Origin of the sequence: Variovorax sp. KBW07 (assembly GCF_003852515.1) — a bacterium.
GTDB lineage: Bacteria > Pseudomonadota > Gammaproteobacteria > Burkholderiales > Burkholderiaceae_C > Variovorax.
Genome location: NZ_QAJK01000024.1, coordinates 136,809 through 155,136 on the forward strand (window position 1 = coordinate 136,809; position 18,328 = coordinate 155,136).

General features: G+C 67.6%; 18 protein-coding genes, 2 tRNA genes and 1 riboswitch. Of the genes, 5 read left to right on the forward strand and 15 right to left on the reverse strand.

Annotated elements, in window-relative coordinates:
- The first annotated feature begins 43 nt into the window (after window positions 1-43).
- Window positions 44-286, forward strand: a complete 243-nt coding sequence (locus DBV14_RS05190) for a hypothetical protein (RefSeq protein ID WP_260396820.1) — start codon at window positions 44-46, stop codon at window positions 284-286.
- Window positions 287-325: 39 nt separating this feature from the next.
- On the opposite strand, the gene DBV14_RS05195 is transcribed toward DBV14_RS05190, so the two are convergent.
- The gene (locus DBV14_RS05195) at window positions 326-727 is read right to left on the reverse strand and encodes a GreA/GreB family elongation factor (protein ID WP_124458122.1); all 402 of its coding nucleotides are present in this window, start codon (window positions 725-727) and stop codon (window positions 326-328) included.
- A 387-nt stretch (window positions 728-1,114) separates the two neighbouring features.
- Between DBV14_RS05195 and DBV14_RS05200 the strand changes: the two genes are divergently transcribed.
- Window positions 1,115-1,432: a YnfA family protein gene (locus DBV14_RS05200; RefSeq protein WP_124458123.1), complete on the forward strand. Its 318-nt coding sequence runs from the start codon at window positions 1,115-1,117 to the stop codon at window positions 1,430-1,432.
- A gap of 89 nt (window positions 1,433-1,521) precedes the next feature.
- On the opposite strand, the gene DBV14_RS05205 is transcribed toward DBV14_RS05200, so the two are convergent.
- From DBV14_RS05205 to DBV14_RS05235, 7 genes are all read right to left on the reverse strand, one after another.
- Window positions 1,522-1,597, reverse strand: a tRNA-Asn gene (locus DBV14_RS05205).
- A 151-nt stretch (window positions 1,598-1,748) separates the two neighbouring features.
- A tRNA-Asn gene (locus DBV14_RS05210) sits at window positions 1,749-1,824 on the reverse strand.
- 101 nt (window positions 1,825-1,925) lie between these two features.
- Window positions 1,926-4,121, reverse strand: a complete 2,196-nt coding sequence (locus DBV14_RS05215) for a TonB-dependent siderophore receptor (protein WP_124458124.1) — start codon at window positions 4,119-4,121, stop codon at window positions 1,926-1,928.
- Window positions 4,122-4,126: 5 nt separating this feature from the next.
- Window positions 4,127-5,056 carry a thiamine phosphate synthase gene (locus tag DBV14_RS05220; protein ID WP_124458125.1) on the reverse strand — a complete coding sequence of 310 codons (930 nt, stop codon included), beginning with the start codon at window positions 5,054-5,056 and terminating at the stop codon, window positions 4,127-4,129.
- 5 nt (window positions 5,057-5,061) lie between these two features.
- Window positions 5,062-5,871, reverse strand: a complete 810-nt coding sequence (locus tag DBV14_RS05225) for a thiazole synthase (RefSeq protein WP_124458126.1) — start codon at window positions 5,869-5,871, stop codon at window positions 5,062-5,064.
- A gap of 24 nt (window positions 5,872-5,895) precedes the next feature.
- The gene (gene thiS / locus DBV14_RS05230; protein WP_185545925.1) at window positions 5,896-6,093 is read right to left on the reverse strand and encodes a sulfur carrier protein ThiS; all 198 of its coding nucleotides are present in this window, start codon (window positions 6,091-6,093) and stop codon (window positions 5,896-5,898) included.
- A gap of 5 nt (window positions 6,094-6,098) precedes the next feature.
- Window positions 6,099-7,193: an FAD-dependent oxidoreductase gene (locus DBV14_RS05235; protein ID WP_124458128.1), complete on the reverse strand. Its 1,095-nt coding sequence runs from the start codon at window positions 7,191-7,193 to the stop codon at window positions 6,099-6,101.
- 143 nt (window positions 7,194-7,336) lie between these two features.
- Here DBV14_RS05235 and thiD point away from each other — a divergent pair, with 143 nt between their 5' ends.
- Window positions 7,337-8,185 carry a bifunctional hydroxymethylpyrimidine kinase/phosphomethylpyrimidine kinase gene (thiD, locus tag DBV14_RS05240; RefSeq protein WP_124458129.1) on the forward strand — a complete coding sequence of 283 codons (849 nt, stop codon included), beginning with the start codon at window positions 7,337-7,339 and terminating at the stop codon, window positions 8,183-8,185.
- Here thiD and DBV14_RS05245 read toward each other — a convergent pair.
- Window positions 8,130-9,467, reverse strand: a complete 1,338-nt coding sequence (locus DBV14_RS05245; protein ID WP_124458130.1) for a cytosine permease — start codon at window positions 9,465-9,467, stop codon at window positions 8,130-8,132. The two genes, thiD and DBV14_RS05245, sit on opposite strands and share 56 nt — an antisense overlap.
- Window positions 9,468-9,543: 76 nt before the next feature.
- A riboswitch (TPP riboswitch) is annotated at window positions 9,544-9,651 on the reverse strand.
- Between the two features lie 141 nt (window positions 9,652-9,792).
- On the opposite strand from DBV14_RS05245, the gene DBV14_RS05250 reads away from it, so the two are divergent.
- Complete coding sequence (locus tag DBV14_RS05250) at window positions 9,793-11,745, forward strand: adenylate/guanylate cyclase domain-containing protein (protein ID WP_124458131.1); 1,953 nt, start codon at window positions 9,793-9,795, stop codon at window positions 11,743-11,745.
- Here the strand turns inward: DBV14_RS05250 and DBV14_RS05255 are convergent.
- Window positions 11,732-12,490 carry a TetR/AcrR family transcriptional regulator gene (locus DBV14_RS05255; protein WP_124458132.1) on the reverse strand — a complete coding sequence of 253 codons (759 nt, stop codon included), beginning with the start codon at window positions 12,488-12,490 and terminating at the stop codon, window positions 11,732-11,734. The two genes, DBV14_RS05250 and DBV14_RS05255, sit on opposite strands and share 14 nt — an antisense overlap.
- A 115-nt stretch (window positions 12,491-12,605) precedes the next feature.
- On the opposite strand from DBV14_RS05255, the gene DBV14_RS05260 reads away from it, so the two are divergent.
- Complete coding sequence (locus tag DBV14_RS05260; protein WP_124458133.1) at window positions 12,606-13,928, forward strand: aspartate aminotransferase family protein; 1,323 nt, start codon at window positions 12,606-12,608, stop codon at window positions 13,926-13,928.
- On the opposite strand, the gene DBV14_RS05265 is transcribed toward DBV14_RS05260, so the two are convergent.
- From DBV14_RS05265 to DBV14_RS05285, 5 genes are read right to left on the reverse strand one after another with little or no spacing between them, the layout of a single operon-like run.
- Window positions 13,925-14,995 carry an NAD(P)/FAD-dependent oxidoreductase gene (locus tag DBV14_RS05265; RefSeq protein ID WP_124458134.1) on the reverse strand — a complete coding sequence of 357 codons (1,071 nt, stop codon included), beginning with the start codon at window positions 14,993-14,995 and terminating at the stop codon, window positions 13,925-13,927. The two genes, DBV14_RS05260 and DBV14_RS05265, sit on opposite strands and share 4 nt — an antisense overlap.
- Window positions 14,953-15,282: a ferredoxin FdxA gene (gene fdxA / locus DBV14_RS05270; RefSeq protein ID WP_093240594.1), complete on the reverse strand. Its 330-nt coding sequence runs from the start codon at window positions 15,280-15,282 to the stop codon at window positions 14,953-14,955. The genes DBV14_RS05265 and fdxA overlap by 43 nt, the downstream gene beginning before the upstream one ends.
- A 41-nt stretch (window positions 15,283-15,323) precedes the next feature.
- Complete coding sequence (locus tag DBV14_RS05275; protein WP_124458135.1) at window positions 15,324-16,673, reverse strand: sulfate adenylyltransferase subunit 1; 1,350 nt, start codon at window positions 16,671-16,673, stop codon at window positions 15,324-15,326.
- Window positions 16,673-17,626, reverse strand: coding sequence for a sulfate adenylyltransferase subunit CysD (gene cysD, locus DBV14_RS05280; protein ID WP_124458136.1), 954 nt, complete (start codon window positions 17,624-17,626; stop codon window positions 16,673-16,675). Before cysD ends, DBV14_RS05275 begins: the two co-directional genes overlap by 1 nt.
- Before the next feature lie 42 nt (window positions 17,627-17,668).
- Window positions 17,669-18,307 carry a phosphoadenosine phosphosulfate reductase family protein gene (locus DBV14_RS05285; protein WP_124458137.1) on the reverse strand — a complete coding sequence of 213 codons (639 nt, stop codon included), beginning with the start codon at window positions 18,305-18,307 and terminating at the stop codon, window positions 17,669-17,671.
- Between the last annotated feature and the right edge of the window lie 21 nt (window positions 18,308-18,328).

Below are 18,328 nucleotides of genomic sequence, written 5' to 3' on the forward strand. Positions count from 1 at the left end.
CCCTGTGCGAGGGCTTGCCGACGCTGTCCCGAAAGTTACAGTCTTGCCTTCACTTCAGGAGTTCGGCGTGGCGACCAAGAAGAATCTGGTGGGAGAAGCGGCTGCGGAACTGACCCGCCAACAGGTGCAGCAGGCCCTGGCCATCGCCGGTGCCTCGGGCTTCAGCGGCGCGGCCGATCCGGCCTTCGTCGGCTCCGTGCTGGTGGCACTGGCGGTCAACACGAGTTCGGTCAGCGCGACCATCGACAACGCGAAGAGCCGCACCAACGCCGTCATGCAGCACTGAAAAAGCGCGTGCCCGTGGCTGGGGGCTTGGGGGGCGTGCTCAGGTCGTGTAGTCGCCGCTGGCTTCCGGCTGGAAAAGAATGGCGACCACGCGCGCCGCGCCTTCCGCGCCGTTGGGCATCTGCCAGCGGGCCAGGGTGCCGGCCTTCACGCCGAGCAGGCCGATGCCCACGGGCGACAGCACCGAGATGAATCCGGCCGTCGGCTCCGCGTCGCCGGGGTAGCACAAGGTGATCTTCTGGACCTGTTGCGTGGCCGGGTCTTCGATCTCGATCTGCGAGTACATCGTCACGATGTTCGCCGGCACCTCGCGCGAAGGCAGGACCTCCGCGATGTCCAGCAGATCGGCCAGCCCCGAAGGCAACTGGTTGACGCTCAGCTTGTTCAGGCGTGCGGCGTCGAGTTCGGTGAGCGTGCGCTCCCCGTGAATGGTTGCAAGCATGTAGCACTCCAATTGAATGCGACGCCGCCCCGTGGTTCGATGGAACAGGCGAAGTCGCTACCGCGCGGAGGGTGCCCGGCGGTCAATGGTTCGCGCAACAAGAAGAAAAGTAGCGGACCGCCGGGCTCAGGAAAGTGCGGAGGTGCGTCGGAAGACCGCCGTGGTCGCCGCGGCGGCAGCACCCGCGCGACGACCGGCCACTGCCAGGGGCAGGGCTGCGAAGGCAGGGTGTTTGCGGGACGAGGACGGAAGGACCATTCGAACGAGTGTAGGTGTGCCGGCGGAGGCCATCAAGCAATGGCCTCACGTGCCTTGCCGATAAGCCTTGCCAGCGAGCGCGAGCAGCGTGAGCAGTGCTCGCATGCGGCGGCCCCGCACAATCGGCGGATGCGGACTTTTCTTCTCTACGTTGCAACGGCGCTTGCCGAAATCGTCGGCTGCTACCTGCCGTACCTCTGGCTCAAGCAGGATCGTTCGGCGTGGTTGCTGGTGCCCGCGGCCCTCAGCCTCGCGGCCTTCGCGTGGCTGCTCACGCTGCACGAAGCAGCGGCCGGCCGTGTCTACGCGGCGTATGGCGGCGTGTACATCGGCGTGGCGATTGCGTGGCTCTGGGCAGTGGACGGCATACGCCCCACGCCGTGGGACGTGGCGGGTGTCGCGGTGTGCCTGGCGGGCATGGGGCTCATCGCATTCCAGCCGCGATAGGCCGGGCCCGGGATTTACGAAGGCACCAAAGAAAATGCCTCGCTACCTTGTGAGTAGCGAGGCATTCGGTTGCCTTGCGGCTTGTTTTTTGGCTCCTCGACCTGGGCTCGAACCAGGGACCTACGGATTAACAGTCCGGCGCTCTACCAACTGAGCTATCGAGGAACAAGCCTTAAATTATATGCAATGGATTTGGCGATTCTTCACTCGACCACTTCATTTTTTAAGAGGCGAAGCGATGTTCGTGGTGAAGCTGCAAATGAAAAGGCCCGCTACCTTGTGAGTAGCGGGCCTTCAGTTGCCTTGCGGCTTGTTTTGGCTCCTCGACCTGGGCTCGAACCAGGGACCTACGGATTAACAGTCCGGCGCTCTACCAACTGAGCTATCGAGGAACAAGCCTTAGATTATAGCGTGATTTTTTGAGCCTTCTCAACCGCGCGCCACGGCGCCAATAAATTTCTGGCGCACATGACCGTACGGCCGTCGGCTCCGATCAAAGCGCCACGCTCAACCCCAGCCGCAACGTGCGCGGCGCACCCGGGAACAGATAGACGTGCCCGAACTGGTAGGGCGACTCTTTCCAGTAGCGCCGGTCGAACAGGTTGTCGACGGCCAGCGTCCAACTGGTGTTCACGCCGCGCAGCTTGGTGTCGTAGCGCAGCACCGCATCGACACGCGTCCACGAAGGCAGCGTGACCGAGCCATCGGACAGCACGTTGCGCCGGCCTTCGTGCGACAGCTGGCCCGCCACTTCGAGGCCCGGAATGGCCGCGATGCGATAGCCCGCCTGCGCGCGCAGCACCTGCTTGGGAACGTTGGTGGGCGACTGGCCGTTCGACGTCGGCTCGACCAGGCTGCCCCTGCGCTTGGCGTCGATCAGCGTCACGCTGCCGCCCAGCCGCCAGGGCCCTTCGCTCCACTGCGCGCCGGCCTCCAGGCCTCGGTGCACCGCGCGGCCGTCATAGCGTGCATCGCAGGGCGTGATGCCCAGGCGGTTGCAGGCATCGATGTTGGTCATGGGCCGCGAGATGTCGAACCATGCAAGCTGCCAGTTGAACTTGTCGTTGCCGCCCTTGATGCCCAGCTCCCATTGCTTCGAGCTCAGCGCGGGCAGCGCGTCGCCCGCGTTGCTGTATTGCGAGCTCTTGTTCGGCACCACCTGCGATTCGACGCCCTTGCCCCAGCTCGCATAGGCGAGCAGTCCGGGCTGGATGGCGTAGCTGGCCGCGATCCACGGCGTGGTGATGCCGTCCTTGTAGCCCGTGGGGCGGGAGCCGTCGGTGCGAACGCTGTCGCGGTCCAGCCGCGTGTGGCGCACGCCGACCCAGGTCGTGAAGCGGTCGTTCCAGCGAATGGCGTCTTGCACCGACAGCTCGGTCGAGCGCTCGTCGCGGTTGGTGTTGACATCGGTCAGCCGTGGGTCGGCCGGTAGCACGGCGGTCGCCCAGATGTTGCCCGTGCCCACGTAGTTGTAGGCCTGGTCCTGGAAGCGGTTGCGCACGCGGCTTTGCAGCAGGCCGAAGCCCAGTTCGTGCCGCACGCTGCCGGTCATCACGTTGCCCTTCAGGTTGAGGCTGCCCGCGGTCTGCGTGCGGTGCTCGTTCTCGCTGCGAAAGTCATACACGTCGAAGGTGCCGTCCGAGCAATAGCGGTCGTAGTTGCCCTCGGCGCCGCAGCCGAAGGCATAAGCCAGCCGGTCGTCGGTCTTCAGGCGTTGCTGGCCGATCTGCGCGCTCCAGCGCCAGTCGGTGTTGATCGCCTGGCTGAAGCGCACCGTGCCCGTGAGCGCCTTGAACACCGAGGGCTGCGACCACGGCTGGTTGTTCAGGTTGATGCGCGGATCGACCGGCGCGGGCAGCACGTTGCCCAGCAGGCTGAAGCCGTTCTGGCTCGGTTGCGTCTTGCGGCTTTGCTCGACCTCGAACTCCAGCACCGAGTCGCGCGTGATGCGCCAGTCGGCGGCCAGCGAGAACATGTTGCGGTTGCCGTCGAGGTTGTGGGCCAGCGGCTTGAGGTTTTCGCTCGCCACGTTGAGCCGGTAGCCGAACTGGCGGTTCTCGCCGAAGCGGCCGCCGAGGTCGAGCGCGCCGAGCACGCTGCCGCGGCTGGTGGTCTCGATGCGCACCGTGCGCAGGTCTTGCTCGGTCGGGCGCTTGACGACGTAGTTGACCAGCCCGCCCGGCGCACTGGTGCCGGCCTGGATGCCGCTGGTGCCGCGCAAGATTTCGACGCGTTCCTTGTTGTCGAGCGGTATCGACGTTTCGGCGCTGATCGGCAGGCCTTCGCGGCGGTAGTTGAAGCGGTTGTCGAGCACGAAGCCGCGCACCGTCAGGTAGTCCCAATAGCCTGCGGAGTTGTAGGCGTCGGTGACCGAGGCGTCGAACTGCGTGAGGTCCGCGAGCCGGCGCGCACCGCTGGCACGCAGCTGCTTGCTGTCGATCACCGTGGCCGAGATCGGCAGCTCGCGCAGCGGCACGTCGCCGAAGCCGCTGACATCCGCCTGCGGTGCCGCTGCGCCTTCATTGATGGTGACTTCGGGCAGCGCGGCTTGTTGCGCGTGCGCGCTGCAAGCCGCCGCCAGCAGCACGACGGCAATCGCGCGCGAAACGGACGAGACAGGTGAGGCTGGCGAATCGGGAAAGAGAGGCCGCGTGAGCGAAGGAGAAAGGGAAGCGTGTCGTTGGTTCATTCTGTTCAGTTGCCTGCGGCGGCGCCCAGCGCGGCCATCCATTGCGCGGCCGTGGCCTCGGGGTTTTCGGCCGCGACCAGCGCGCGCACCACGGCGACAGAGCCGACGCCGGTGGCCAGCACCTCGGGCAGCCGCACGGCATCGATGCCGCCGATGCCGACCTGCGGGTAGCCGCGCAGCAGGCGCGCATACGCGGCGAGCCGTGCCACGCCTTGCGGCGCGGTCGCCATCTTCTTGAGCGTTGTCGGGTACACCGCGCCCATCGCGATGTAGCTCGGGCTCACGGCATCGGCGCGCACCATCTCGGCGTAGCCGTGCGTGCTGACACCCAGGCGCAGGCCCGAAGCGCGAAGCTGCTGCAGCTGTTCGGGCGAGAGCGCATCGAGGTCTTCCTGGCCCAGGTGAATGCCGTAGGCGCCAGCCGCAATGGCCACTTGCCAGTGGTCGTTGATGAAGAGCAGGGCGCCGGTGCCTTGCACGGCCTCGACGGCCGCTTGCACCTCGCGCTCGATGGCCGCAGCGTCGTCGGACTTGAAGCGCAACTGCACGGTCGGCACGCTGGCGCGCGCCATGCGGCCGACCCACGCTGCATCGGGCAGCACCGCATACAGGCCGAGGCGTTCGGGGCAGGGCGGAAACGCGTCGTCGCGCACGGCAGGCGGAAACGGCCGCATGCCGAAGTCGGCCGGGTTGTCGGGCCATAGCGCGGCGTCGAACTGGCTCAGGCGTTCGGTCTGTGCGCGCCAGGCACGCGCCAGGCATTCGGCGTCGATCTCGATGAAGCCCAGCGCCGTGCAGGCCTGCCTGGCACCGCGATAGACCGGGTCGTCCGAAGAAAAGTTCGGTGCCGCGCTGACGGGCGCCGCGGTGATGGCGCCGAAGCGCAACCCGTGCGCCGCAACGATGGCGTGCGCGATGGTGGTCGTGTTGCTCATGGTGCTCACGGTGCGTGGTGCCAGAAGGGGGTGCCGAGCACGGGCGTGCTGGGCTGGGCGGCGTCCTGCGCGGCCATGGCGCCGGCGCGGTACGCCGTGCGGCCGGCTTGCACCGCATCGGCGAAAGCGCCGGCCATGGCCACCGGGTCCTGGGCCAGGGCCACGGCAGTGTTGAGCAGCACGCCGTCGTAGCCCCACTCCATCACCTGGCAGGCGTGCGACGGAAGGCCCAGGCCGGCATCGACCAGCATCGGCACCTTGAGCCGGTCGCGCAGCACCTGCAGCGCATAGGGGTTGATCGGCCCGCGGCCGGTGCCGATGGGCGCGGCCCAGGGCATCACGGCCTGGCAGCCGACATCGACCAGCCGCTGGCACAGCACCAGGTCTTCCGTGCAATAGGGCAGCACCTTGAAGCCGTCGCGAATCAGCTGCGATGCGGCATCGACGAGGTTCAGCGTGTCGGGCTGCAGCGTGTAGTCGTCGCCGATCAGCTCGAGCTTGATCCACGGCGTGTCGAACAGCTCACGTGCCATCTGCGCGGTGGCGACCACCTCCTGCACGCTGTGGCAGCCGGCGGTGTTGGGCAGCACCGGCACGCCGAGGCGGCGCAGCAGCTCCCAGAAGCCGTTGCCCAGTTCGCTGTTGCCTGAGCCCTGGCTGGCCGTCTGACGGCGCAGCGAGGCCGTCAGCATCGCGGGCCTGGCGCGTTTCACCGCAGCTTCGAGCAGATCAGGCGAGGGATAGCGCGCGGTGCCCAGCAACAGGCGGCTCTGGAAAGTCTCGCCGTAGAGCACCAGGGGGTCGTTCGTGGTCATGTTGTCTGTCTCCATCGTTTTCAATCAGCCGCCCGTCACCGGGCGAATCACCTCGATGCGGTCGTCGGGTTGCAGCGTGCGCGCCGCATAGGCCGAGCGCGGCACGAACTCGCGGTTCACCGCCACCGCGAACGGCGGCGTGGCCTCCAGCGCGGCCAGCGCGTCGGTGAGCGTCGCGCTGTCGGGCAGCGTGAAGGGCTTGTCGTTGATCAGGATGTTCATCGTCGTCATGCGTTGTCGGAAGTCGCCATGCCGAAGCTGCGCGCGAGTGCGGCATGGCCGTGCGCAAGCAGCTCCATGGTGGCGTCGAGCAGGGCGGGCGCGATCATGAAGCCGTGCCGGTACAGGCCGTTGACCTGCAGCACGCGCGGCTGCACCTGGCGGATGGCCGGCAGGTTGTCGGGCAGCGTGGGGCGGCATTGCACGGCGATCTCCACGATGCGTGCTTCGGCAAAACTGCTGTGCACGGCATAGGCCGCGCTCAGCAGTTCGAGCGTGGAACGCACGCTGGCGGGCGACATGTCGTCCGATTCGATCTCGGTTGCGCCGATCACGAAGAGGTTGCCGGGCTTGGGCGCGATGTACAGCGGGTAGCGCGGATGCACGAGGCGGGTGGGGCGTTGCAGCGTCACGTCGGGCGCGTGCACGCGAATGACTTCGCCGCGCACGCCGCGCAGTGCATTCCACTGGGGCTTGGCGCCGAGGCCGCGGCAGTCGATCACCCAATCGGGTTGGCCGGGCGTGCCGGGCGAAAAGTCCGCCGGTGCGCGAGGCGATTGCCAGTGCAGGCTGACGTTCGCGCTGGCCTGCAAGGTGGCGAGCAGCGACGCCAGCAGCGCGCGGTTGTCGAGCTGGCCTTCGCCCGGCAGGAACAGTCCCTGCGCGAAACGCTGGCCCAGCGAAGGCTCCAGCGTGGCGATGGCCGCCGCGTCGAGCGTCTGCATCGGCGTGAGCTCCGGCACTTGCGCGCCGGTGTTGGCCAGCACGCGCGCGAGCCGCGAGGCTTCGGCGGCGTCCTGCCGGTGCCACAGCACCAGCGTGCCTTCGCGCTGGAAGAACACCGGCTGCGCCAGCGAGGCCAGCAGCTCGGGCCAGCGCCCGAGCGCGTGCTGCCCCATGCGCACCACCGACACCGGCGCCACGGCCGATTCGGCCAACGGCGCGAGCATGGCCGCGGCCACGCGCGCGGCCGCGCCTTCCGCATCGGCACTGCCTGCTTCGAACAGCGCGACCTTGCAGCCGGCCCGCGCCAGCGTGACCGCCAGCAGCCGCCCCATGAGGCCCGCGCCAAGAACGACGGCCGATTGAAATGGCAGGCTCATGGTCTTGCTCCTTCCCCCCCTGGGGGAAGGCTGGGATGGGGGCAGCCAGAGCGTCCAATAGACACGCCGCGTGCCCCCACCCCGACCCTCCCCCGGAAGGGGCGAGAGAAACAAGGCAAGGCCAGTCGCCGATAATTTTCAGCATGACCCAAGGACTTCCCCAGCGCTACGCACGCGTGCTCTCCATCGCCGGTTCCGACAGCGGCGGTGGCGCCGGCATCCAGGCCGACCTCAAGACCTTCGCAGCCCTCGGCTGCTATGGCATGACGGCCATCACCGCGCTCACCGCGCAGAACACGCTGGGCGTTTCGGGCATTCACGGCGTGCCGCCCGATTTCCTGAAAGCCCAGATCCAGGCCGTGATCGAAGACATCGGCGTCGATGCCGTCAAGCTCGGCATGCTGCATTCGCCCGAAGTGGTGCAGGTGGTGGCCTGGGCCATCGACCGCTACCAGCTGAAGAACGTGGTGCTCGATCCGGTCATGGTCGCCACCAGCGGCGACCGGCTGATCGCCGCCGAAACGGTGCAGGTGCTGGTGCGCGAACTGTTCCCGCGCGCGCTGGTCGTCACGCCTAACCTGGACGAGGCGGCCTTGCTGATCGGCCACGCCATCGAGGGTATCGATGCACTCGATGGCGCCGCCGACGAACTGCTGGCGCTCGGCGCACAGGCCGTGTTGCTCAAGGGTGGGCACCTGCCGGGCGACGACGTGGTCGACGTGCTGCTGCAGCGCGATGGCACGCGCAAGCGGCTGGCGTCGCAACGCATCGCCAGCCGCAACCTGCATGGCACGGGCTGCACGCTGTCGTCCGCCATTGCGGCGCACCTGGCACTGGGCCTGGCCTTGCCCGAGGCGGTCGAGAAGGCGCGCGCGTACATCCTCGGCGCCATGGCCGCCGGTGCGAACGTGCAGGTCGGCACGGGCCATGGTCCGCTCAACCACGGCTTTGCGCCAGTGCCGACGCACCGCCTGCCCGCGACGGGCGGCTGAGCCAGGCCAGCACGAAGGTTGCGGCCAGCGTCGGCAGGGCAGAGCCGAACTGCGGCGCCCACTTGGCCAGCGCGTGGTACGCGGCAATGCCCGCGATCCAGATCAGCGCCGCGCCGAAATCGACCTGGCGCCCGCCGACCGACACCACCGCCTGGCCGCTCCCAAGCCGCCCGAGAATCACGCCATACAGCGGCACGAACACCGAGCTCAGCAGCAGCAGGAAGGGTTCGAGCGTGTGCATCGGCAGCACCAGCGCCAGCGCAATGCACAGCGTGGCCAGCAGCAGTCCCCAGCGCCGCACGCTCCAGCGCGGCAGCAGGCTGTGGGTGGAAACCGAGCCCGAATAGACATCGCCGTACGCGTTGTCCAGCTCGTCGATGAGGATCAGGCCCAGCGCCACCAACCCGCCCTGGGCCAGCAGCAGCGCGGTGACCAGGCTCACGCCCGGCTCGGCCACGCTCACCACCATCACGCCCAGCGCATAGCACCAGATGTTGGCCAGCGCGTAGCCGATCCAGGTGCCGCTGAACGCGCTGCCCAAGCCGCCGGCCGCGCTGCGCTTGCCGTGCCGCGCGTAGTCGGCCACCAGCGGCAGCCATGACACGGGCATCGCGATCACCAGGTCGAGCGCGCCGAACATCCCCATGCTGCCGTCGCCCGGCCGTGCCCAGAAGGCGTCCAGCCCCTTGGCCTGCAGCCGCGTCGCGAACTGCCACGTCAGCCAGAGCAGCGACAGCACCACCAGCGGCAACCCGAAGCGGCTGACGAAGCGCCGCACCAGCTTGACCATCGAGCCCGCGAGCAGCGCCAGCAGCACCGCGCCCCAGAGCAGCGTGGTCAGCACGCCGCCCCAGAACGAGCCGAGCGACGCGCCGAACGCCACCTGGCCGATGGCCTGCGTGCCCTCGCGCATGATCACCAGTTCGAAGGTGGTCCAGCCCACCAGTTGCACGATGTTGAGCAGCACCGGCAGCCGCGCGAAGGCGCTGCCGTAGGTGGCATGCATCAGGCCCGCGCTGGCAAGCCCGCTTTCGCAGCCCAGCCGCGCGGTCCAGGCCAGCAGGCCGGCGCCGAGGCACGAGCCCAGCACGATCGCGATGGCCGCGTCGCGCGTGCCCACCGCGGGCACCAGGTAGGCGCCGATCTGCATCACCAGCAGCCCGACGCCCAGGCTGAACCACAGCGAGGCGTGGTCGTGCCAGCCGAAGACGCGCTTGGAGGCGTGCAGCGGCGTCAGCGCCTCGTTGGCGCGGGAAGATTCGTTGTTGTCGTCGTGTGCCATCCGTTTGCTCCAGTGCAAAAGGTTTGGCAGGTGGGCGAGGCTCCAGCGGCTCGGCCGTCGCGCGAGACAACGCGACAGGCCGCCGGACCAGCTTCCCTGCGCGAGGATTACCTCAGTCAGGTTCAAAGGGACTCTCTCAGTCAGCCCCGGAACGGATTCCGGCTCGACACCCCTAGCAATGCGCCACGGCGAACCGCGGCGCGGGCCGGATTTTATCCCCTGCCGGAAAGCGCACTGCCAACCATGTCATTGCATGCGGCCGCAGGAGGAAAATCGCGGCGAACAACGAGGGCGCATTTTTCCGGATGCGTGAGAGAGGAACCCCATGGCAGATGATTTCAGGCACCCCGCCACAGTGACGGCGGCAGCGGGCGCCGCGCCGGCCGGTCCCGATACCCCGCGCGCGCGCCTGCGCCGCTTCAGGGTCGACGTAGGCACCATCATCTGCGCCGTCGCGCTGCTGCAGTCGCTGCTGCTGGTGGCCTTCGGCTACTGGGGCGCGGAGCAACTGGTGTCCAGGGTCGGCGAGTCGGCGCACAAGGTCAACCATGACCGGGTCGAAGACAACGTGCTGGCCTTCCTCGCCAAGACCGAAGCGCTGGTGCGGGCCATTGCCCACACGCCCAGCCTGCATCCCGCGGGCGATGACGGCGACCAGACCGCCGAGCTGCTCTGGACCGCACTGGAGCAGACGCCCGAGATCGACAGCATCGGCGTGACCAGCGACGACGGCCACGAACTGGAGGCGCTGCGCCAGCCCGTCCCCGCTGTGCGGCAGGTGCTGCGCGACGCCACCTTCAGCACCGAGACGTGGGAATACAAGCAGCCGCCCGATGCCGAGGGCAACGACGGCGACCCGAGGCAGCGCTATGCAACGACCCGCATCGAGGCCTTTCGCAGCGACGACGACCCGACGCAGGACGACGAATACGTGCAGGCCGAGAAGGCCGGGCACGCGGTGTGGACCGCGCCTTTCCTGCTGCCCGCCGAGAAGGAACTGGGCGTGAGCCACGCGCGGCCCAGCCACCGGCGCGACGACGAAGGCCGGCCCCAGACGCTGGTGGTGGCGGCCGACGTGTCGTTGGGGCATCTCTCGAACCTGGTGCGGATGTTCGGCGGCACCGGCCACGGCAACAGCGCAATGCTGAGCGCCGACCACCACGTGATCGCACGCGGCGACCAGCCCCACGCGGTCCGCGTGCTGGAAGACCCCGAAGGCGGCGTGCTCGGCGCGCTGCATGCGCACATGCTGGCCAACGGCAGCAGGGGCTGGACCGAAGACACGGCCTTCACGCTCGACCACGACGGGGAGCGCTACCGCGTGCAGACGTCGGTCATCGCGGGCACGGGCTGGCGGCTCGTCAGCTGGGAGCCCGAAGACGCATTGCTCGGCGTGCTGCACCGCAACGTGCTGTGGTCGCTGATCCTGACGCTGAGCTTCCTGGCCATGGCGCTCTTCATTTCGCTGCGCCTGTCGAAGCTGGTCACCGCGCCCATCGAAAACCTCTCGCGCACCGCCCGCCGCATCGGCCGGCTGGAGCTGGACAACCTCCCGCTCGAAAAGAGCCGGGTGCTCGAGATCCAGCACCTCAACCAGGCGCTCGACGATTCCGCGCGCAGCCTGAAGGCCTTCAGCAAGTTCGTGCCGGTCGACGTCATCAAGCAGCTCATCGCCGAGGGCCACACGCTCGCGCCCAGCGGTTCGCCGCGCCGCATCACCGCGATGTTCACCGACGTGGAAGGCTTCACCAGCATCTCGGAGTCGATGGAGGCCGACGTGCTGATGCGGCAGCTGACCGAGTACTTCAACCTTGCCACGCGCGTGTTCGCACGGCACGGCGGCGTGGTCGACAAGTTCATGGGCGACGGCATCATGGTGCTGTGGGGCGCGCCGGCCGACCTGCCCGATGCGGAGTACCACGCCTGCGTGGCGTCGCTCGAACTGCATGCCGAGATGGGCGCGCTCAACCGCAAGTGGCGGGGTGAAGGGTTGAACGAGTTCAGCACGCGCATCGGCATCCACACGGGCATGGTGATCGCGGGCGTGCTCGGCTCCAGCGACCGGCTGTCGTACACCGCGCTCGGCGACGTGATCAACGTGGCCAGCCGCATCGAAGGCATCAACAAGCAGCTGGGCACGCGCACGCTGATTTCCGAGGCCACGTTCGCGGGGCTGCAAGGGCGGCTGCCGGCGCGCCGCATCGAGGAACTGGTCGAGCTGCGCGGGCGGCAGACGCGGATGGTGCTCTACGAACTGACGGAACCTACGCTGCCTTGACGATCCTGCGGGCGAAGGCTTCCAGCCCGTCGATGGTGATCTGCACGTGCCGCTCGAAGCTGCTGTCCAGCGGCACCGTGCTGCCGTTGTCCCAGCGCACGATGAAGGCCTTGTTGGCCAGCAGCGGCAGGTGGCGCGTGAGCACCGGGTGGTCGAGCGGACGAATCGTGTGGACGCGCTCACGCAGCTCTTCGGCCCAGGCCTGCGTGTTGTCGGAGGGCAGGGGCGAGAACTCCATCGTCACGAAACCCAGCATTGCCGCGATCACGCAGTTGTAGGCCTCCAGCAGCGATTCGTCTTCGAAGCCTGCTTCGACCAGCGCCGCGAGCACGCCCTCGACCAGCTCCGTCGGCAGGCTGCCGTTGGACACCAGCTGCGCGCCCAGCAACTGCGCCACATTCGGATGACGCCGCACGGTGGCGCGGCAGCGGCGGAACAGCTCGGCGATCCATGCCTGCCAGCTCAGTTTTCCCGCTGGCGGCGTGACTTCGGCCATGACCGTGGCGGCCACTTCGGCCAGCAGCGCTTCGCGCGTGCTCACGTGCCAGTGCACCGTGGCCGGATACACGCCCAGCCGTGCCGCGATCTCGCGCATGCTGAAAGCCCCGAGGCCGAATTCGTCGATGTGCTCGAGCGCCGCTTCGGCAATGCGCTGCTTCGTCAGCGCGCCGCCGCCAACGGGGCGGCCGGCCGTCCTGGGCGGGGGCTTGGTGGGCTTGGCTGGCGTGGCGGGTGTTTTCTTCATGGAAGCCGCCATTGTGCAGTCGATCAATTGATCGTATAAACAATATTAATTGAGCATTGATCAATTAATCGTGCCGCAAGCGCTTGGGCACGCCATCATCGAGAGGACACTTCCCATGACCGACACCGCGATCGACCAGGCCCTTGCCGCAGCACACCGGCGCTTTACCGACAGCAACCCGACCAGCCTGCGCCAGTTCGAAGAACAGGCGCGCTACATGCCTGGCGCCAACAGCCGCTCGGTGCTGTTCTACGCACCGTTTCCGCTGACCATCGCCAAAGGCGAGGGCGCCGCGCTGTGGGACGCCGACGGGCATCGCTATGCGGACTTCATCGCCGAGTACACGGCCGGTGTCTACGGCCACTCGGCGCCCGAGATCCGCGATGCCGTCATCGAGGCGATGAAGAGTGGCATCAATCTCACGGGCCACAACCTGCTCGAAGGGCGTCTGGCCCAGACCATCTGCGAGCGCTTTCCGCAGGTCGAGCAACTGCGCTTCACCAACTCGGGCACCGAGGCGAACCTGATGGCGCTCACAGCGGCGCTGCATTTCACGGGGCGCCGCAAGATCGTGGTGTTCTCGGGCGGCTATCACGGCGGCGTGCTGGGCTTTGGCGCCAAGCCGTCGCCGACGACCGTGCCCTTCGACTTCCTGGTGCTGCCCTACAACGACGTGCAGGCCGCGCGTGAGCAGATCGACAGGCACGGCCCGGAGATCGCCGCCGTTTTGGTGGAGCCGATGCAGGGCGCGGGCGGCTGCATTCCGGGGCGGCTCGACTTTCTGCAGGCGTTGCGCGACGGGGCCACGCGCGTTGGTGCATTGCTGGTCTTCGACGAAGTCATGACCTCGCGGCTCGCGCCGCATGGTTTAGCCAACAAGCTGGGCATCCGCTCCGACCTGACGACGCTGGGCAAGTACATCGGCGGTGGCATGTCGTTCGGCGCATTCGGTGGCCGCCGCGACGTGATGGCGCTGTTCGACCCGCGCACGGGGCCGCTCGCGCACTCGGGCACCTTCAACAACAACGTGATGACGATGGCGGCCGGCCATGCGGGCCTGACGAAGCTGTTCACGCCCGAGGCGGCGGGCGCACTGGCCGACCGGGGCGACGCCATGCGCACGCGTTTGAACGCGCTGTGCGCCAAAGAGGGCGTGGCCATGCAGTTCACCGGCGTGGGCTCGCTGATGAACGCGCATTTCGTGCAGGGCGAAGTGCTGCGGTCCGACGACCTGGCGGCGGTCGACGGGCGGCTGCGACAGTTGCTGTTCTTTCACCTGATAGGGCAGGGCATCTACACCTCGCCACGCGGTTTCGTGGTGCTGTCGCTGCCGGTGACGGACGAGGACATCGACCGCTTCGTTGCCGCCATCGGCAGCTTCATCGGCGAATACCGGGCGCTGTTGCCGGCCGCCGCGAACGCCGCTGCAGCTGCCTAGCGCGGAACGGTCACGCCCAGCAACTCGTGCAGGCGGGTGCTGGTGGTCGTGTACTGCAGCGGCACGGCCTTGCCGGGGAACACGATGGCCGTGGCGCCCCAGGCGGCCAGCGTGGCTTCGTGGAAGCCGCAGACGATGAGCTTCTTCTTGCCCGGGTAGGTGTTGATGTCGCCCACGGCAAACACGCCGCGCTCGCGCGTCTCGTATTTTTCGGTGTCGACAGGCACCTGCTTGCGTTCGAGCTCCAGGCCCCAGTCGGCGATCGGGCCCAGGCGCGGCGAAATGCCGAGGCAGGCGACCAGCGCGTCGAGCGGCAGGTCGACGGTGGTGGCGTCGGGCGTGGTGATTTGCAGCTGCTTGCCGTCGAAGGCGGTCGGCTGCCCGACCCTGAAGGCCAGCTTGCCGGCCGCGACCAAGGCGCGCATCGATGCCACGATGGCTTCGTCGGCCTGGAAGCCGTCGCGCCGGTGAACCAGCGTGACCTGCCTGGCCGTTGCAACGAGGGCAATGGCGGTTTCCAACGCGATGTCGTCGCCACCGTTCACCACCACCGCCTGACCGGCGAAGCGGTCCAGCGAATCGGGGTGGTAGAAGAGCGATTGGCCCTCGAAGCGGCCGATGTCCTCGATGGCGATGCGCTTGGGCACGAAGGCCCCGACACCCGCGGCGATGAAGACGGTTTTCGCAAGAAAAGATGTGCCCGCCGACGTGGTCATCAGCAGCCGCCCGTCGTCTTGCCGCGCCATCGTGGCCACCTGTTCTCCGAAGTGAAACTGCGGCTTGAACGGCGCCACCTGCTGCAGCAGCGATTGCGCGAGTTCACGCCCGCTGGTCACCGGCGTGCCGGGAATGTCGTAGATCGGCTTGTGGCCATACAGCGCCACGCACTGGCCGCCCGCGGCGGGCAGTGCATCGACGATGTGGCAGGAAATTTCAAGCAGGCCCAGCTGGAAGGCCAGGAACAACCCGACAGGGCCGGCGCCGACGATCAGCGCGTCGGTTTCGATGGGCGCGGTGGGCTGGTTCAGCGCACCAGCTCCCCGACCTTGTCGGTCTTGTCTTTCCACTCTTCGGCATCGGGCAGCGCGGGCTTGCGCTTGGTGATGCTCTTCCAGCCGTCGGCCACGGCCAGCTCGGCATTGATCTTGATGAAGGCGATCTGGTTGGCCGGCAGGTCTTCTTCGGCGTAGATCGCGTTGACCGGGCATTCGGGGATGCAGACCGCGCAATCGATGCACTCGTCCGGGTCGATCACCAGCATGTTGGGACCTTCGCGGAAGCAGTCGACGGGGCAAACGTCCACGCAGTCGGTGTATTTGCAACGGATGCAGGCTTCGGAGACGACGTGGGTCATTTGTTTTTTAACGTCAGTTTGGTCGGGGAAAACCCCTGATTTTAGGCCCTTGCGGCGGCGGGCTGCACGAGCACGGCCGCAGCGGTCTTGTGGGAGGCCGTATCGACCAGCACAAGAGAGCCCAGCGCGCGCGATTGCGTGAAGGGAAGCACCGCCAGCGGCTGCTGCAATGCAAGCACCACGTCGCCGATGGAATTGGCTTCCAGCTGCGTGGCGGGTTCGGATTCGAGCGTGGTGATGTTCACGCGGTCGACGATGCGCGCCACCTTGGCCTTGACCCAGCGATGGCCCTGCAGCGCCCAGTACACGCGGCCCGCGACCAGCGGCTCGTCGTCGAGCCAGGCCACGGTGGCGGTAATTTCGCGCACCGGCTCGAAGGCGCCGGGCGCCAGCAGCCAGTCGCCGCGCGACACGTCGACCTCGCGGTCGAGCACGATGCCGGCGCTGTGGCCCGCATGCACCGTCTTCGGCTGGCGCGTATGGCTCAGCACCTGGGCGACGGTGGCGGTCTGGTTGCTCGGCAGCACGGTCACGCGCTGGCCGGGTTCCACATGGCCCGAGGCGACACGGCCCCAGAACACGCGGCGGCCCTGCGAGGTGTCGGCGGAGGCCGAGAACTTCTCGACCCACTGCACCGGGAAGGCGAAGGGCACGGCCTCGTCCTGCGCGGTCACGGGCAGGTCTTCGAGCAGCGAGAGCAGGCTCGGGCCTTCGTAGCCGACCCAGTCGGCATGGCGCGTGGCCACGTTCCAGCCCTTGAGCGCCGAGATCGGCACGATGCCGGCCACCTGCACGCCGGCCGCTTCGGCAAAGGCGTTCAGCGCGGTCGAGATGCGCTCGAAGGCCAGGGCCGCGTCGTCGATGGCATCGAGCTTGTTGACCGCGAACACGATCGACTGCACGCGCAGCAGATGCGCCAGCAGCGTGTGGCGGCGCGTCTGCGGCAGCAGCTCGCGCTTGACCACGGTGCCGTCTTCCACCTCGGCGGCCCAGGCCAGCTTGGTCGCATCGACCAGCACCACGGCGGCATCGGCGGCCGAGGCGGCGGTGACCATGTTGCGCGTGTACTGCTCATGGCCCGGCGCGTCGCCGATGATGAACTTGCGCTTGGCGGTCGAGAAGTAGCGGTAGGCCACATCGATGGTGATGCCCTGTTCGCGCTCGGCCGAGAGGCCATCGGTCAGCAGGGCCAGGTCGGTTTCGCCGCCGCGCTGAACGCCGGCGAGCTGGTCTTGCAGCACCGTCTTGCTGTCGACCAGCAGTCGGCCGATGAGCGTGCTCTTGCCGTCGTCGACCGAGCCGCAGGTGATGAAGCGCAGGGCGGTGCCGGTGTCGCCGTGCGCATTGGCGGCGGCGGTGTTCACAGGGGTAGCAGCAGTCGTCGCGCTCATCAGAAGTAACCGTCTTTCTTGCGTTTTTCCATGGATGCTTCGGACGTCATGTCGTCCATGCGGGTGGCGCCGCGTTCGCTGACATCGACCGACAGCGTTTCCAGCACCACGTCGCCCGCGTCGGCCGCCAGGCTTTCGACCGGGCAGGTGGTCGTGATGTCGCCCACGGTGCGAAAGCGCACGTCGCGCACCTGCACGGTTTCGCCGTCGCGCGGCGGGGTGAGTTCGGTCACCGGCACCAGCAGGCCGCGGCGCTCGACCACTTCGCGCTTGTGCGTGTAGTAGATCGACGGCAGGCCCACGTGCTCGCGCTCGATGTATTGCCACACGTCGAGTTCGGTCCAGTTCGAGATCGGGAACACGCGGAAGTGCTCGCCCGGAGCCAGGCGCGTGTTGAACAGCGTCCACAACTCGGGCCGCTGGTCTTTCGGCTGCCATTGGCCGAACGAGTCGCGGTGCGAAAAGATGCGTTCCTTGGCGCGCGCCTTTTCTTCGTCGCGGCGGGCGCCGCCGATGAGCGCGTCGAAGCGGAATTCTTCAATCGCTTCGAGCAGCGTGACCGACTGGTGCGCGTTGCGCGATTCGCCGGGGTGGGCCAGGCGCACGGTGCCACGCTTCATCGAATCTTCGACGTTACGCACGATCAGCTCGGCACCCAGTTCCTTGGCGCGCTGGTCGCGGTAGGCCGTCACTTCAGGGAAGTTGTGGCCGGTGTCGATCATCAGCAGCGGATACGGAATGCGGCCCGCGCCGAACGCTTTTTCCGCGCACTTCAGCAGCACCAGCGAATCTTTTCCGCCCGAGAACAGCAGGGTGGGGCGCTCGAAGGCGGCCGCCACTTCGCGCAGGATGAAGACGGTTTCTTCTTCCAGCGCATCGAGGTGCGTGTTGGACAGGCGCGCGGGAGAGTGCATGGGCGGCAGCAGCAGTTCGGTTTCGGTTCGGGCGTTCATGGGGTGTGTGCTGAATGCGAAGAAGCGGTGAAGCGTTGGCGCTCAGTGCGCGAGATGCAGTCCGCACTCGCGGTTGTCTTCGCCTTTGGTCGGGTCCACGTAGTCGAAGTTGTTCGGCAGGCCGTGCTTCTCGCAGTATTCGTACAGGTCCTTGGACGACCAGTGCAACAGCGGCGCGACCTTGATCAGCCCGTCGGGGTTGACGCTGACCGGGTCCATCTGCGCGCGCACGGCCGTGTCGGTGGCCCGCAGTGCGGTGAACCACACCTTGGGCGCCGTTTCGCGCAGCGCACGGGCAAAGGGCTCCAGCTTCACTTCTTCCGTGAAGGCGGCATGGCGCGGATCGTCGAGCGCGGGCGTCGGGCCTTCCACCGCTTCGCGATGCGCGCGCGAACGGCGCGGCAGGTAGATGTGAAGGTCGAGGCCCAACTGCTTCGTCACCTCGTCGGCAAAGCGGTAGGTGGCTTCGGTGTTGTAGCCGTTGTCCATCCAGACCACGGGAACATCGCGCCTGGCACGCGTGACCATGTGCAGGATCACCGCCTCGTAAGGGCGGAAATTGGTCGTGATGATCGCGGGCTGGCCCAGGCCGATGGCCCAGTCCACCAGGCCCTCGGCATTGCGGCCGAGGTCGGTGTTGATGCGTGCGAAGTCGGTGTCGATGTCCGTGGCGATGCTCATGTCGAAGGCTCCGGTGCGGTC

Coding starts and splice junctions, on each gene's coding strand:
- DBV14_RS05250 (WP_124458131.1), top strand. CDS start 9,793: ATGGCAGATGATTTCAGGCACCCCGCCACAGTGACGGCGGCAGCGGGC.
- thiD (WP_124458129.1), top strand. CDS start 7,337: ATGACCCAAGGACTTCCCCAGCGCTACGCACGCGTGCTCTCCATCGCC.
- DBV14_RS05275 (WP_124458135.1), bottom strand. CDS start 16,673: ATGAGCGCGACGACTGCTGCTACCCCTGTGAACACCGCCGCCGCCAAT.
- fdxA (WP_093240594.1), bottom strand. CDS start 15,282: ATGACCCACGTCGTCTCCGAAGCCTGCATCCGTTGCAAATACACCGAC.
- DBV14_RS05215 (WP_124458124.1), bottom strand. CDS start 4,121: ATGAACCAACGACACGCTTCCCTTTCTCCTTCGCTCACGCGGCCTCTC.
- DBV14_RS05235 (WP_124458128.1), bottom strand. CDS start 7,193: ATGAGCCTGCCATTTCAATCGGCCGTCGTTCTTGGCGCGGGCCTCATG.
- DBV14_RS05220 (WP_124458125.1), bottom strand. CDS start 5,056: ATGAGCAACACGACCACCATCGCGCACGCCATCGTTGCGGCGCACGGG.
- DBV14_RS05225 (WP_124458126.1), bottom strand. CDS start 5,871: ATGACCACGAACGACCCCCTGGTGCTCTACGGCGAGACTTTCCAGAGC.
- DBV14_RS05255 (WP_124458132.1), bottom strand. CDS start 12,490: ATGAAGAAAACACCCGCCACGCCAGCCAAGCCCACCAAGCCCCCGCCC.
- DBV14_RS05285 (WP_124458137.1), bottom strand. CDS start 18,307: ATGAGCATCGCCACGGACATCGACACCGACTTCGCACGCATCAACACC.
- DBV14_RS05195 (WP_124458122.1), bottom strand. CDS start 727: ATGCTTGCAACCATTCACGGGGAGCGCACGCTCACCGAACTCGACGCC.
- thiS (WP_185545925.1), bottom strand. CDS start 6,093: ATGAACATCCTGATCAACGACAAGCCCTTCACGCTGCCCGACAGCGCG.
- DBV14_RS05245 (WP_124458130.1), bottom strand. CDS start 9,467: ATGGCACACGACGACAACAACGAATCTTCCCGCGCCAACGAGGCGCTG.
- DBV14_RS05260 (WP_124458133.1), top strand. CDS start 12,606: ATGACCGACACCGCGATCGACCAGGCCCTTGCCGCAGCACACCGGCGC.
- DBV14_RS05200 (WP_124458123.1), top strand. CDS start 1,115: ATGCGGACTTTTCTTCTCTACGTTGCAACGGCGCTTGCCGAAATCGTC.
- cysD (WP_124458136.1), bottom strand. CDS start 17,626: ATGAACGCCCGAACCGAAACCGAACTGCTGCTGCCGCCCATGCACTCT.